Origin of the sequence: Bacillus sp. J33 (assembly GCF_000518885.1) — a bacterium.
Classification (GTDB): Bacteria; Bacillota; Bacilli; order Bacillales; family Cytobacillaceae; genus Cytobacillus.
In genome coordinates, this window is sequence record NZ_JAEL01000011.1 from 14,313 (window position 1) to 29,148 (window position 14,836).

14 protein-coding genes and 1 other annotated feature are annotated in these 14,836 nt (G+C 40.6%); of the genes, 1 reads left to right on the forward strand and 13 read right to left on the reverse strand.

Going from position 1 to position 14,836, the window contains the following annotated elements; genetic code table 11:
* Positions 1-227: 227 nt before the first annotated feature.
* From ileS to spoIIGA, 11 genes are all read right to left on the reverse strand, one after another.
* On the reverse strand, positions 228-2,999 hold the full coding sequence (gene ileS, locus L634_RS0104935; RefSeq protein ID WP_026581481.1) for an isoleucine--tRNA ligase: 2,772 nt from the start codon (positions 2,997-2,999) through the stop codon (positions 228-230).
* A 245-nt stretch (positions 3,000-3,244) separates the two neighbouring features.
* Positions 3,245-3,509 (reverse strand) — a binding site (T-box leader).
* A 51-nt stretch (positions 3,510-3,560) separates the two neighbouring features.
* Positions 3,561-4,079 carry a DivIVA domain-containing protein gene (locus L634_RS0104945; protein WP_026581483.1) on the reverse strand — a complete coding sequence of 173 codons (519 nt, stop codon included), beginning with the start codon at positions 4,077-4,079 and terminating at the stop codon, positions 3,561-3,563.
* A 135-nt stretch (positions 4,080-4,214) separates the two neighbouring features.
* The gene (locus L634_RS0104950; protein WP_026581484.1) at positions 4,215-4,988 is read right to left on the reverse strand and encodes a YlmH family RNA-binding protein; all 774 of its coding nucleotides are present in this window, start codon (positions 4,986-4,988) and stop codon (positions 4,215-4,217) included.
* Between the two features lie 105 nt (positions 4,989-5,093).
* Positions 5,094-5,357, reverse strand: a complete 264-nt coding sequence (locus L634_RS0104955; RefSeq protein WP_026581485.1) for a YggT family protein — start codon at positions 5,355-5,357, stop codon at positions 5,094-5,096.
* Between the two features lie 6 nt (positions 5,358-5,363).
* Positions 5,364-5,810: a cell division protein SepF gene (locus tag L634_RS0104960; protein ID WP_026581486.1), complete on the reverse strand. Its 447-nt coding sequence runs from the start codon at positions 5,808-5,810 to the stop codon at positions 5,364-5,366.
* A complete protein-coding gene (locus L634_RS0104965; protein ID WP_026581487.1) occupies positions 5,811-6,500 on the reverse strand; it encodes a YggS family pyridoxal phosphate-dependent enzyme in 690 nt (229 codons plus the stop codon).
* 6 nt (positions 6,501-6,506) lie between these two features.
* On the reverse strand, positions 6,507-7,328 hold the full coding sequence (gene pgeF, locus L634_RS0104970) for a peptidoglycan editing factor PgeF (protein WP_026581488.1): 822 nt from the start codon (positions 7,326-7,328) through the stop codon (positions 6,507-6,509).
* A 69-nt stretch (positions 7,329-7,397) separates the two neighbouring features.
* Entirely contained in the window at positions 7,398-7,667 is a 270-nt protein-coding gene (locus tag L634_RS0104975; RefSeq protein ID WP_026581489.1) for a YlmC/YmxH family sporulation protein, read from the reverse strand.
* Positions 7,668-7,794: 127 nt separating this feature from the next.
* Positions 7,795-8,574, reverse strand: coding sequence for an RNA polymerase sporulation sigma factor SigG (sigG, locus tag L634_RS0104980; protein WP_026581490.1), 780 nt, complete (start codon positions 8,572-8,574; stop codon positions 7,795-7,797).
* A gap of 187 nt (positions 8,575-8,761) precedes the next feature.
* Positions 8,762-9,481, reverse strand: coding sequence for an RNA polymerase sporulation sigma factor SigE (gene sigE, locus L634_RS0104985; protein WP_026581491.1), 720 nt, complete (start codon positions 9,479-9,481; stop codon positions 8,762-8,764).
* A gap of 44 nt (positions 9,482-9,525) precedes the next feature.
* Entirely contained in the window at positions 9,526-10,464 is a 939-nt protein-coding gene (spoIIGA, locus tag L634_RS0104990) for a sigma-E processing peptidase SpoIIGA (protein ID WP_026581492.1), read from the reverse strand.
* A 281-nt stretch (positions 10,465-10,745) separates the two neighbouring features.
* Between spoIIGA and hmpA the strand changes: the two genes are divergently transcribed.
* Positions 10,746-11,975: an NO-inducible flavohemoprotein gene (gene hmpA, locus L634_RS0104995; protein WP_026581493.1), complete on the forward strand. Its 1,230-nt coding sequence runs from the start codon at positions 10,746-10,748 to the stop codon at positions 11,973-11,975.
* A 156-nt stretch (positions 11,976-12,131) separates the two neighbouring features.
* Here hmpA and ftsZ read toward each other — a convergent pair whose 3' ends face one another.
* Both ftsZ and ftsA read right to left on the reverse strand, forming a co-directional pair.
* Positions 12,132-13,274: a cell division protein FtsZ gene (ftsZ, locus tag L634_RS0105000; protein ID WP_026581494.1), complete on the reverse strand. Its 1,143-nt coding sequence runs from the start codon at positions 13,272-13,274 to the stop codon at positions 12,132-12,134.
* Positions 13,275-13,441: 167 nt separating this feature from the next.
* Positions 13,442-14,728, reverse strand: a complete 1,287-nt coding sequence (gene ftsA, locus L634_RS0105005) for a cell division protein FtsA (protein WP_026581495.1) — start codon at positions 14,726-14,728, stop codon at positions 13,442-13,444.
* Positions 14,729-14,836: the final 108 nt, after the last annotated feature.

Genomic DNA, 14,836 nt, shown 5'->3' on the forward strand with positions numbered 1-14,836 from the left:
GGTGTTTCCTTTATTATTTCTCCAAGGCGATTTCAGACACGGGCAAACTTTTAGCAAACGGCTCAACATTTAGTGAAGGTGGAATTATTTATAAAAAGGAATTGGAGGACTATACCAAGGGCAAACCTGTATAACACTCTTTCATTATAGTCAAGCTAAAATATAAAGTTCGGGCAGGATCAATGCATATAAAAACAGCCCCCTATTCAGGGAGCTGTTTCTTATTTTTATGCCAAGTGGCTGTAATTATGTTTTACAACGTCAGCACAGCGAGGACATAGTGTCTCAAAGCCTTCTGTTTGGCCAACTTCCGGTGTTACTGTCCAGCAGCGCTCACATGTTTCGCCTTCCGCCTTGGAAACAACAATTGCTGTGTTTTCAAATTTCATTGCATTTTCAGGAGCTTCATTCAGGCTGCCTGCTACTTCAAAGCCTGAAACGATAAAGATCTGCTGCAGATTTTCCTGGATCGAATCCAGCAGGTTTTTAGCTTGATCGTTAACATAAAGAGTAATCTTGGCAGTCAGCGATTTACCGATTACCTTCTCATTTCGGGCTTCTTCCAATGCCTTTAAAACGTCATTGCGCAGCTTCATGAATGCTGTCCACTTTTCTTCAAGCAGCTTGGCATTCGGAAGCTCTTGATATTCTGGCATATCCGTTAATTGCACACTCTCTTCCTCTACATTAGGGATAAAGCTCCAAACTTCATCGGAAGTATGAGAAAGAATTGGCGCTACAAGTTTTGTAAGAGCAATCAAGCTTTCATAAAGCACAGTTTGGATTGCCCGGCGATCGGCATGATCTGCTGCTTCAATGTAAAGAACATCCTTTGCAAAATCAAGATAGAACGCGCTAAGGTCCAATGTACAGAAATTATTGACTGCGTGGTAGATGCTTGCAAACTCATAGCGGTCATAAGACTCTCGCACGCTCTTGACTAATTTGTTCAGCTTTACAAGCATAAACTGGTCAACCTCACGCAGATTTTCAAAAGAAACCGCATCAGTTACAGGGTTAAAGTCAGCAAGATTCCCCAGCAAGAAACGGAAAGTATTGCGGATCTTTCTGTATACTTCAGCAACCTGCTTTAGGATGGCATCGGATACACGAACATCAGCCTGGTAATCCACTGATGCAACCCATAGACGAAGAATGTCTGCACCAAGCTGGTTCATGACTTTCGCCGGGACAACTACGTTTCCGATGGATTTACTCATCTTTCTGCCTTCGCCGTCCAGCGTAAATCCATGGCTTAGCACACCTTTATACGGAGCTTTTCCTGTTACCGCTACTGAAGTTGATAAAGAAGAGTTGAACCATCCTCTATATTGGTCAGATCCTTCAAGATATAAATCTGCAGGACGCTGTAAATCGTCACGTTCTAAAAGAACTGCCTGGTGTGAAGAACCGGAATCGAACCAAACGTCCATGATATCCGTTTCTTTCGTAAACTGGCCATTCGGGCTGCCAGGATGGGTAAAGCCCTCAGGAAGCAATTCTTTCGCTTCCTTTTCGAACCAGATATTTGAACCATGTTCACGGAATAGGCTAGATACATGTTCAATGGTTTCGTCTGTAATAATTTCTTCACCATTTTCAGCATAAAAGACAGGAATTGGCACTCCCCAAACACGCTGGCGGGAGATACACCAATCTCCGCGATCTCGAACCATGTTGAATAGTCTTGTTTCACCCCATGCCGGATACCAGTCAGTTTCCTTAACAGCATCTAAAAGTTCATCCCGGAAATCCTTAATGGAAGCAAACCACTGGGCAGTGGCACGGAAAATAACAGGCTTCTTTGTTCTCCAGTCATGCGGATAGGAGTGAGTAATGAATGTAAGTTTCAGTAAAGCCCCAACTTCCTCTAGCTTTTCTGTAATTGGCTTGTTGGCTGCATCATAAAACAAGCCTTCAAAGCCAGGAGCTTCGCTTGTCATGTTTCCTTTATCGTCTACCGGGCACAACACGTCAAGTCCGTATTTCATGCCGACATGGAAATCGTCTTCTCCATGGCCAGGAGCTGTGTGAACACAGCCAGTACCTGCGTCTGTTGTTACATGCTCGCCAAGCATAACAAGGGAATCACGCCCATAAAGAGGATGCTCTGCAATTACATGCTCAAGCTCGCTTCCTTTTACTTTGCTGACAACCTCATGATCTTCCCATTCAAGCTCTTTAGCTACTGCTGATAATAAGTCTTCAGCTACAAGGTACTTTTGGCCAGAGGCTTTGGCTACAACATAATTCAGTTCTGGATGAACAGAAATACCAAGGTTGGCTGGGATCGTCCATGGAGTTGTTGTCCAAATGACAATTTGCGTATCATGATCCAGAACGTTCTTTCCATCTTTTACTTTAAATCCAACGTAAATGGACGGAGAGCGTTTGTCCTTATATTCAATTTCCGCTTCGGCCAATGCAGATTCTGATGAAGGGGACCAATAAACTGGCTTTTTACCCTTGTAAATATAGCCTTTCTTCGCCATTTCACCGAACACTTTAATTTGCTGCGCCTCGTACTCAGGCTTCAGTGTGATATATGGGTTCTCCCAATCACCGCGAACTCCCAAGCGCTTAAATTGGCCGCGCTGGCTGTCAATTTGATCGTATGCATATTCTTCACATAGTTTGCGGAACTCCGCAACGCTCATTTCTTTGCGCTTTACCCCTTTATTAGTCAAGGCCTGCTCAATTGGCAAACCATGTGTATCCCAACCAGGAACATATGGTGCATTGTATCCAGTCATTGACTTTGAACGAACGATGAAATCCTTTAAAATCTTGTTCAGTGCATGGCCGATATGAATATCGCCATTAGCATATGGGGGGCCATCGTGCAGCACGAACATCGGACGGCCTTTTGTGCGTTCCTGAACCTTTTCATAAATATTCATTTCTTCCCATTTAGCCTGGATTTCAGGTTCGCGCTTTGGAAGATTTCCGCGCATTGGGAATTCTGTTTTAGGCATTAATAAACTATCTTTGTAATCCATTTCATTTCCTCCTGTATAAAGTAAAACTTCAATCAGTGGGGATCTTCTTCACCCCCACTGATTGTTAGTTGAACCAATCGGGCCTTTACGGGGCAGTTTGACTCCCACTTATCCTCCTTCGATTCCTCTGAGTCTTGTAGTGGGAGTCTTACTGCCCGTTAGACTGCGACAAACTCATTAAATACCATGATAGCCAATGAAAGAGAGATAAATCCCGGATAACACAAAAAACCTTCTCATCCCAAAAAAGGGACGAGAAGGTTTTAATTCTCCCGCGGTACCACCCTTGTAGACGGAATATTTTTTATTCCATCCGCTCAAAGCATTCTTAACGTGAATGATTCGCCTTGGCCTAATAGTTCTTATGAATGTTCGGCAAGGAACTCAAGGGTGATTTTCCAGCTTTCCGCTTATCCCCGGGCTTCCACCGCCCCCGGCTCGCTAACAGAGTGCGATGCACTTCTGCAATTAAGCTAAAAAAAACTGTACTGTCCCTCTCATCGTTCATAATCATTGTATTTACCTTTGTTTTAAAATTATATGCGATATTTCCAGCTTTCGTCAAGCCAGGGATTCTTCTTCTTCTTTTAATGATTTAAGATCTGTGGAATCTAGCTTATATTCCATCATATGGTCCCAATCATCGTTGTTCAGCATATCGAGCTGGGCTTCCACGAGCATTTTAAACCGTGTTCTGAATACTTTGGATTGTTTTTTTAAATCTTCTATGTCCAAGGCAATTTTACGGGCTTTGGACAGTGATTCATTCACAATCCGATCGGCATTTTTCTCCGCTTCTTTAATAATCAGCTTAGCTTCCTTATGAGCATTACGCTTTACTTCTTCAGCGGCTTCCTGTGCGACCACAATCGATTTATTCAGAGTTTCTTCAATTGTGGTAAAGTGGCCAATGCGATCGTTCACTTCATTGAGCTTTTCTTCAAGCTCCTTTTTCTCCCTGATCAGAATCTCGTAATCCTTAATGATTTGGTCGAGGAACTCATTTACCTCATCTTCATCATATCCGCGGAATCCTTTGCTGAATTCCTTGTTATGAATATCTAACGGTGTTAATGGCATCTGTGCCACCTCCCAGGTCAGTTGATCTTATGTAATATTGTCTTAGCATGCTGGTACTTTTTCATTATAACAGACTGCACTATCTTTTGATTTATTTATTCGACAGGTTGCATCAATTTCCTTCATCATTTTAAATTATTTTTGCCTTCCAGCAAGAATTCTCCACTTTTCCTTCTTCGTTTTCCCCTCAATCTCCATAATTTTTGAACGTCCTTGTCCCCGTACTGAGATCATATCCCCTTCTCTGCATTCAAAGGAAGGATTTTCAATTAATGTCCAATTTACTTTTACTAGACCCTGTTGGATAAACAGCTGGGATTTTTGCCTGGAGATATTATAAATTGCTGAGATGACTGTATCTAATCTTAAGGATGAAGAAGTAACAGAACATTCCCTCCATTCCTCATCGGCAGTTATCGCTTCAGCAAATGGTTTTTTATTAAGAGTAACGGAAGCTCTGCCGATTGATTCAAGCTGCAATCGAACATATTCTTCAATTTCTTCCGTTACAAAAAACTGTATCCTATCATCTTCAAAAAGAATATCTCCAAATTTCCCCCTTTTTAGCCCAAGTGACATAAGACTGCCAAGAACCTGGGGATGTTCAATAGAAACAAATTTTTTGGGATAATCTATTTCAAAAAGGCAAATCAGAAAATCTTCCTCATCGCTTTCATAATAATCCGGAAAGATAAGAGCCCTCTTTCGCTCTGTATTAGGAGTACCGCCAAATAAATCCGCCAGGATTCCGGAATGTTCGCCAATAATGCTTTTAAGAATTAACTGCTCTCTTGGATCAAGAAAATCAGTGAGCTTTGGAGCATATGTATTTTCCACTTGATCCTTCCAATTAAGGACCTGGTCAATAAACTCTTTTTCTTCCGGACGAAAATGCTGGTAGACGCTCATTAATTTATCAAAAACCTCCTTTTTTAGGCTCCTTTAAATTGATTACCTATCCAACAAACTGGAGCTAAAAAATAAAAAAGGGCCGTCATAGCCCTATTTTAATGCTTATGCAATCCACTGGTATAACTGGTGCAATCCTCCTGTAGCAAAACGGAGAACCAAAATAGCCACGATTGGAGAAATATCAATCATGCCAAGCGGAGGAATGATCTTCCGAAATGGCTCAAGATATGGTTCACAAATCCTTGCCAGAAATTGGCCAATAGATGACTCTCTGGCATTTGGGAACCAGGAAAGCAGAATATAAATGATTAATGCCCATGAATAATAGTAAATTACATTAGATAGGATACCAAATAAAAATTCCATTAAAAATTACCACCTCGTATTTTCAAATTCTTGTTCTTTCATTAACTGTGAGATACTTCCTGATACTTCCACATTATCAGGCGTACATAGGAAAATATCTGTTCCGACCTTTTGAATATCTCCTCCAATTGCATAAACAGTGCCGCTTAGAAAATCTACAATCCGTTTTGCTTGATCTTTTTCTATCCTTTGCAGGTTCACTACAACGGCCCTTCTGTTTTTCAGCTGGTCGGCAATATCTTGTGCTTCTGCATATACCCGGGGTTCAACAAGGACTACTTTAGAAGACTTTTGGACACTTTGAAGACTTACGATATTTTGTTTTTGAACTGGCTGCTGAGGTTTTTGTGACTGTCTTACCGGCTCTCTTTCCTCTTCGATGGTTTCCTCTTCTTTATAGTCATATTCATCATCCAGGAAGAAAAATGTTTTAAATTTAGATTTTATACTCATTTATTGAACCTCCTGATCCTTTTCACCTACTAAAGCCGTTCCGATTCTCACCATGGTAGCCCCTTCTTCAATGGCTATAGCAAAATCATTGGACATGCCCATTGATAGCTCAGTGCAAGGAGCAAACTTATAGCCCAGGTCCCTTACTTCTTTTTGAAGATCCTTCAGCCTGCGGAAGCAGGAACGCAGCAGATCTTCGTCGGATGTGAACGGTGCCATTGTCATTAGGCCGATTACATGAATGTTCTTATAATCTGCCAGGCTGGAAATAAAATCAGTGACCTCTTCAGGTTCTATTCCCTGTTTGGACTCTTCACCTGATACATTCACCTGGACAAAACAATTGATTTTATTCGCTGCCCTTTTATCAATTTCCTTAGCAAGGGAAATCCGATCCAGTGAGTGGATAAAATCCACCTTATCAATTATGTTTTTAACCTTGCGGGTTTGAAGAGTACCAATAAAATGCCAGGTTGGCTTGTCCCTCAAAACTTCCCACTTTGCAAGAAGCCCATCATCTCTGTTTTCGCCTAAATGATTTATCCCAGCTTCCAGGGCTTCCTGGGCCCTTTCTACTGATACATACTTGGTTACCGCAATCACTTTTACGTCCTCAGGATCGCGATTTGCCTTTTCACATGCTTTTTGTATAGCAGATTTAATATGCTTTAAATTCTCTTCGACTTTCATTTAGCTTCAGACTTCCTCCTTCCAGCCAATAAAGCTCATCATTCTGCCTGTTCTTCCTTTATCTCTCCTATGGGAGAAGAAATAATCCTGATGGCAGCTTGTACAATATCCCGTGATCATTATATTATTTTCTTGAATTCCTGCATTCAAAAGAATTTGCTTATTTAGCTTTTTCAAATCAAGATGATATTGATTATCCTTAACTAAATTATATGGCTTTGCATCGACATCTTCTAGTATTTTTTGCACTTTAGAAATGACACGATCATCTACAATATAACATTTTTCGCAAATGGAAGGCCCAATTACTGCCTGTACTTCACTTAATTCAATTCCTTCATTTCTATAGAGCTTAGCCATTTCTTTGCAAATTCCGCTGACTGTCCCCTTCCATCCTGCATGTGCAATACCAATTGCTCCTGTTTTTTCGTGCAAAAAGTAAATCGGCACACAATCTGCATAACAAAGAGTTAGCAAAACACCTTTATCGTATGTAAAAAAGCCGTCAGTAGCCGGAAAGGAATCATCATAAATCAAAGCCCCTTTCCCTTTGTCACTGTTGGAGACCTTTCGGATTCTTACTTCATGGGTTTGCTCTGCACCAACCCATTTTTCCGTAGAAAAACCAAGCAAGCCAGCCAGATGTTTTCGGTTTTGGCTGACCGCTTCATGACTGTCATTAACGTGAAGCCCTAAATTCAGGGTATCGAATTCATTTTGGCTGCATCCGCCATTCTTGGTTGTAAATCCTGCTGTTAAATTTGGGAAACGCTTTTCCCATTCCTTTATAATAAAAAACTCTTCATTTTTTAGTAAAAACGGCTCCATCACTTTTACCCCATCTTATTTTTCTATAGTTTACCATACAGTTAGCGCTGATTACAGCTAAACCCTTCTTTAAGCCTCTTCCTCTATATATTTAATTTCTGCTGTTTCTTTGTAGCGTACTAAAATAACATCTTCACCGATTTTTAATATGTTCTTCCACGGGATAATAATATCCTCATCCTTTCCAAAAAAGCCCAACACTTTACCTGCTCCGCCTATAATAACGGCTTCGATTTTGCCTGTGTTTATATTTATGTCTATATCCCCTATATTTCCAAGCTTTCTGCCATCCGCAACATTTACAACATCCTTCACTTGAAATTCGGATATTTTCACCATCGAGACTTCACTCCCAATTTTATATGTTCTTATTAAATATATGTTTGAAGCTATATGAAAAATGTTAGAATGGACCGAAAAGTACAAGCTTTATGCAAGAAAAGCAAAAAGCAGCCAAAGTGGCTGCTCAGCTTTGAATATTTTTATTCATTTGTTTAATGGCTGCTTTTTCAAGCCGGGAGACTTGCGCTTGTGAGATGCCAATTTCCTCAGCAACCTCCATTTGGGTTTTGCCCTGGAAGAAGCGTTTTCTAAGAATCAGCTTTTCCCTTTCATTTAGTCTCCGCATGCCTTCTTTTAATGCTATTTCTTCAATCCATTGAATATCCTTGTTTTTTTCATCACTTAATTGGTCCATTACATAAATTGGATCTCCGCCATCGTTATAGATTGGTTCAAATAAAGAGACAGGATCCTGGATCGCATCCAATGCGAAAACAATTTCCTCATGTGGGACATCGAGTTCTTTAGCAATTTCTTCAGCCGTAGGTTCTCTTGAGGTTTTGCTCATTAAACGTTCTCGCACTTGCAGCGCTTTATAAGCAATATCCCTTAATGAACGCGATACACGTATCGGGTTATTATCCCTTAGGTACCTTCGGATTTCTCCAATAATCATTGGAACTGCATAGGTGGAAAACTTAACGTTTTGACTTAAATCAAAATTATCAATAGATTTCATGAGACCGATACAGCCGACCTGGAACAGGTCATCAACAAATTCGCCTCTGTTATTAAATCGCTGAATCACACTTAATACGAGGCGCAAGTTGCCGTTGACGAGTTTTTCCCGTGCGGTTATATCCCCCTTATGCATTTGCTTGAAGAGCTCTCTCATTTCTTCGTTTTTTAAAACTGGAAGCTTTGAAGTATCAACACCGCAAATTTCTACTTTATTTCGAGTCAATCCATTTCCCTCCTCACAGGAGCTGCTGTACAAAAAACAGTATCTCCTTGAGGAGGAAAAATATGCACCGGCTATTTTATCCACAGAATGGGCAACGGCTCAAAACATCATGAACACTAGGTTTTTGACTTGCAAATTTTTGTAAAAAATTTATCAGCAAGAATGGTTCAAAACTGTTCTGAATTTTCTAGACCATTTTATTAAACTCTTTCTTCAGCCTTTTTATGATTCTTTTTTCCAAACGTGAAATATACGATTGGGATATCCCCAGCATATCAGCCACGTCTTTTTGTGTTTTTTCTTCACCGGATCCCAGGCCGAACCGTAATTCCATAATCTGCTTTTCCCTGTCTGAGAGCTGATGCAACGCCTTAATCAAAAGCTTTTTATCCACATTTGCTTCAAGATCCTTGGTAATTATGTCATCTTCGGTTCCAAGAACGTCAGACAGCAGCAATTCATTCCCATCCCAATCGATGTTTAAAGGCTCATCGAAGGAGACTTCAGATCGGATTTTATTATTTCTTCTTAAGTACATTAGAATTTCATTCTCAATACAGCGGGAAGCATATGTAGCCAGCTTAATTTTTTTCTCAGGATTAAAGGTATTGACCGCTTTGATCAATCCTATAGTTCCAATGCTGATCAAGTCCTCAATATTGATGCCTGTGTTTTCAAATTTTCTCGCAATATAGACAACTAGCCTGAGATTTCTTTCAATCAGAATAGACCTTGCAGCTTTATCTCCTTTCGGGAGCTTTATCAGCAGCATTTCTTCTTCTTCCTTGCTGAGAGGAGGAGGGAGTGCTTCGCTGCCGCCTATATAATAAACTTCATCAGTCTTGATCCCCAGTTTAATTAACAATTTATACCAATAGTAGGATAAGCGAAGTTTTAACTTTTTCATGATTTGTCCTCCTTCTAAATTATGTTTTTGCAGAGTATAGTATATTAACTTACCTTTGTATCAGGCTTCATTTTACTGGCACCTGTAAGCATTTTAGGATGAACGATACATTGGAAAGCATCATCAGCCGAAAGCTGCTGCAAGGAAAAGGAAACAAGTCCCTTTTCTGCCTCGATTATTTCATTATCTTTTTCCAGAACAATGCGATCGGGTTTATAAGCAATGATCAGCTGATGTTCTTGTCCTACTACCTTGCATGGAATAACCCTCATTTTATGCTCCCATTCTCCGCCTATAGATTCATTTCCCATAATAATATCTTCAGGGCTGCCGGCAATTTTAATTATTTCATCGGGAAATTCTTCCAGCCTGTCTTTAATTGAAATAAACATGACAGGCATTTTCGAGATAGGGTCATAAAGCTGATTGCCGCTGTCTATCAAACCTTTGAAGCGATATTCGATTTCATTAATAACAACCTTCACTTGAATCAGAGAGTCGTATTGGATTTTGGTCATTTCCATTCCTTCTATATTCCTTTTTGAAAAATGCCATGCAAGCGGAAAGCCCAACAGCACGAAAAGCCAGCTGATCGGGTCTCCAAAACCTTTAACACTCGCCAGCATAACAGACGATGAAAGCTGAAAATCAAATTTTATAAAATAATGAATACCGATTAAAGATCCGCCAATTAAAAAAGTAGCAAAATAAAAAGTCATTAGCCCTTTAAAAAAGTAACGCAAACGCTTAAAGCCAAAAGCAGTAAGTACCATGGCTACAGAGAATAATAATTTTGTAATTGGGTGCCCTGAGTAGGCACTTAATGGAGTAAAAACTAATAAAATAATAACCGAGCCTATTAAGCCTCCCGCAAAAACTCTCCAGAAACGTACTTCTCTTTTTAAAATAATGGCTGTCAAATAAAGGAGGAGGCTATCAAACATGAAGTTTAATGCCCAGATAATATCTAAATAAACTGCCAAATATCTTCCCCCTTTTTAGAAAAGCACAAGTGCCTCGCTCAGCCCCGAAAAGTTATAATCCTATTATTCTGTTGGAAAAAGTATAGCGCACAACAGCAGTTAAAGTGTGTCACTTTCTGTATGCAAAATGAAAGAAATTTTCCCTATTCCGTTCGGATTTTGTCACTATTTTTCCTATTTTAGATTCTTAACAATTTTTTATGGTGTGATATACATCACATATTTCCTTTTTTAAATGAACTATAATTACAGTGAAAATATAAAAAAGGAGTTTTGCTGTGATGCTAGACACTAAAACTATTGAAATTATTAAAAGTACCGTACCTGTACTCGAAAAACACGGCGAGGATATCACTAAAACTTTTTATAACCTAATGTTTACAAATCACCCTGAATTATTAAATATCTTTAATCATGCAAACCAAAAGCAGGGGCGCCAGCAAAAAGCGCTTGCAAACTCTGTATACGCCGCTGCAAAGTATATTGACCAGCTTGAGGCCATCCTTCCGGTTGTGACTCAGATCGCCCATAAGCACCGCTCTTTGGGTGTTAAGCCGGAGCATTATCCCATTGTTGGAGAGCATTTAATTCTTGCAATTAAAGAGGTTCTAAAGGAAGCTGCAACTGAAGAAATTATTGAGGCATGGACAAAAGCATACGGAGTTATTGCAGATGCTTTTATCGGGCTGGAAAAGAGCCTTTATGATGAAGCTGCTCAAAAACAAGGCGGCTGGGATGATTTCAGAACATTTTCTGTTACAAAGAAGGTAAAAGAAAGTGATGTAATTACCTCTTTCTACTTTAGCCCAGCAGATGGCAGAGAAATTGCAGATTTTCTTCCTGGCCAATATATTAGCTTGAAAGTAAATATTCCTGGCGAGGAATATACACATATCCGTCAATATAGCCTATCTGACTCTCCCGGAAAATCGTATTACAGGATTTCTGTAAAGAAAGAAGAGGGTACGAATGAGAAGCCTGAAGGAAAAGTATCCAATTACCTTCACAATGAACTAAAAGAAGGTGATCATATCAAAATAAGCGCTCCAGCTGGGGAATTTGTTCTAGGGCAGACTAATAAACCCATCGTTCTCCTAAGCGGCGGCGTTGGCATCACTCCAATGCTTAGCATGCTTCACCATCTGGATGCTACAGGAATTCAAAGCGAAACGAAGTTTATCCATGCTGCTATTAATGGTAAGGTACATGCCTTTGCTGATGAAGTGAAGACTATCACGGATAATAATTCATTGGTAAAAGCCTATTTCTGCTACGAAAAACCGACTGTAAAAGATAAGGAAGAAATGGCCTATGATAAAGAGGGCTATATTACATCCGAATGGCTCTCAGCAGCAGTATCCAATAAAGACAGCCTGGTTTATATGTGTGGACCTGTTCCGTTTATGCAAGCTATGTACGAAGCCCTGCTCGAAGCAGGTTTCCAAAAAGAAAATATTCGTTATGAATTCTTTGGACCTTCTATGGAACTTAAAGAAGCTCAATCTGTATAAAGATACGAAGCATGGCCCATTTGGGGACCATGCTTTTTCACGCAAAAAACACCCAGTTTTCTCCTTTCCTATAAAAAGGATGATAGAAAACTGGGTGTTAATTTATCCCGCATTAACGGGCAGTAAGACTCCTGCTAATGGAAGTTTCACTTTATATTATCTTCTGCGGTTGCGATTGCGGAGGAAAGTTGGTATATCCAAAGCTTCTTCCGGCTGATGGGATTGACTGCTTCTTACAGGCTCTTGTGGAGATTCTTCCCTCTTTTGCTCACGCTTCACAGTTCCCATGCTTGGCGCAGCCTTTGGCTGTCCGAAGGATGGTCTTGTTGGTTTAGGCTGAATAACTTCTTCATTAAAACCTGTTGCAATAACCGTTACAACAATTTCATCTTTGAGATTTTCATTAATTACAGAACCGAAGATCATATTCACGTCCTGGTCTGAAGCTGAAGCAACAATATCAGCAGCTTCCTGAACTTCATATAGGCTCAGGTTTGATCCGCCAGTGATATTCATAAGTACCCCTTGTGCTCCGTCAATCGAAGTTTCAAGCAATGGTGATGATATGGCTTTCTTTGCCGCTTCAGCAGCACGGTTCTCCCCAGCGGCAACACCGATTCCCATTAGAGCAGATCCTTTATTTGACATGATTGTTTTTACATCTGCAAAGTCAAGATTGATAAGTCCTGGTACAGCAATCAAATCCGAAATACCCTGTACACCTTGGCGGAGAACATTATCCGCTTCACGGAATGCTTCAAGCATTGGAGTGCTTTTATCGACAATTTCTAATAGCCTGTCATTCGGAATAACAATAAGCGTGTCAACAGCTTCCTTCATTGAAGCAATACCGCCGGCAGCCTGTGTAGAACGTTTTCTGCCTTCAAACGTGAACGGCCGTGTAACAACCCCAACAGTCAATGCTCCTAAATCACGGGCGATTTGGGCGATAACCGGGGCTGCACCTGTTCCTGTTCCACCACCCATTCCAGCGGTGACGAATACCATATCAGCGCCTTTAAGCGCTTCCTCAACCTGCTCTTTGCTCTCTTCGGCTGCTTTTTTTCCTACTTCTGGGTTTGCTCCTGCGCCAAGGCCTCTCGTAAGCTTTCCTCCGATTTGCATTTTCACTTCTGCTTTAGATAAGTTCAACGCCTGGGCATCAGTGTTAACAGCAATAAACTCGACACCTTGAACACCGTGCTCAATCATTCTGTTTACTGCATTATTACCGCCGCCTCCAACGCCGATGACTTTTATAGTAGCTAATGAATCTAAATTAGTATCAAATTCTAACATGACAAATCCTCCTAATTCGTCGATATTCCTAAGAACACCTTTTTCTGATTCGCTTTTTTATTGCACCCGGGAAACAGGCTTGCTGCCTATTCTTCCGTGCTCATTTTATTTCCGTTAGCCAAATGGCTGGTTATTCCGTTTCCAAAACCCATGCGAATCAAATCAAGTTATTCGAAAAAGTATCCGAGGAACTTTTTAACTCTTGATGTGATTTTTTCTTCCGGCTGTTTTTCCGGCTTTGTTTTTGGTTGCGGTTGTTGTTTTTGAACTCTTTTTTCCTTTGATTCCGGAACAGTTACCGGCTGCTCCATCTTCCTGCCCTGTATCTTGGCATTTTTGTATGCAAACTTGATCAGTCCTACTGCTGTTGTATACTGAGGTTCCCTGACCCCGATATAATCAGGAATTGCGATGCGCACCCGATTCTGGAATACAACCTGTGCCAATTCTAGTATTCCCTGTGTATTTGCCACACCCCCGGTAAGGACGTAGCCCCCAGGAAGATCCTTTGCACCAAGGCGCTTCACCTCATGCTGAATCAGATCAAATATCTCTTCCATCCTAGCTTCGATAATGTCCGAAATTTCAAGCTGGTTAAATTGCTGGTGCTGGTCGCTTCCAATAATTGGAACACTGAATACTTCATCTTCAGATGCATGATCATAGAAGGCATAGCCGTGTTTAGTCTTAATTTTTTCTGCATCTTCAGTTGATGTGCGCAGGCCGATTGATAAGTCCTTTGTAATATGGTCTCCGCCAACTGGAAGGACACTTGTTGCCTTTAAAGCACCGTTTTCAAATAAAGCAATGGTCGTAGAACCGCCGCCAATATCTACTAGTGCCACTCCGAGATTTTTTTCATCTTTTGAAAGGGCAAAAGCTCCTGCAGCCAGCGGCTGCAGCGAAATATCCATAATTTCAAGTCCAGCGCGTTCTACACAGCGGAGTGTGTTATGTAGGATGGTTTTGGATCCAGTAATGATTGTGCCCTCCATTTCCAGGCGCACACCAATCATTCCGCGGGGATCGCTAATCTCATCCAAACCATCAACGATAAACTGTTTTGGGATTACATCGATGATGTCTCTTTCCGGAGGGATGGATACAACCTGTGCCGCATCAATAACTCTGGCAACATCCTCGTCCGTGATCTCCCTATTTTCACTGGAAACTGCTACAACCCCATGAGATGGCTGAAGCATAACATGATTGCCGGTTATTCCTACAATCACATTCTTAATCTCCATTCCTATCATTCTCTCAGCCTGTTCTATTGCCTTTTTAATAGAATGAACGGTTTCGTCTATATCAACAATGGAGCCTTTGCGTAAACCTTCAGACTGCACATTGCCCACACCAATAATATTTAAAGAGTCGTTGACCATTTCCCCAATGATTACCTTCACACTGGATGTACCGATGTCAAGACTAACATATATTTCGTTGCTGTTCATTCTTTGGCACCTCCTTTTTTTGCAATTCCAATTATTGAACAACAATCATTTTTTTGTTGTTTGTGTAAAATAAGTAGTTTATCTATAAAATTATTCGTCAAAACTAAT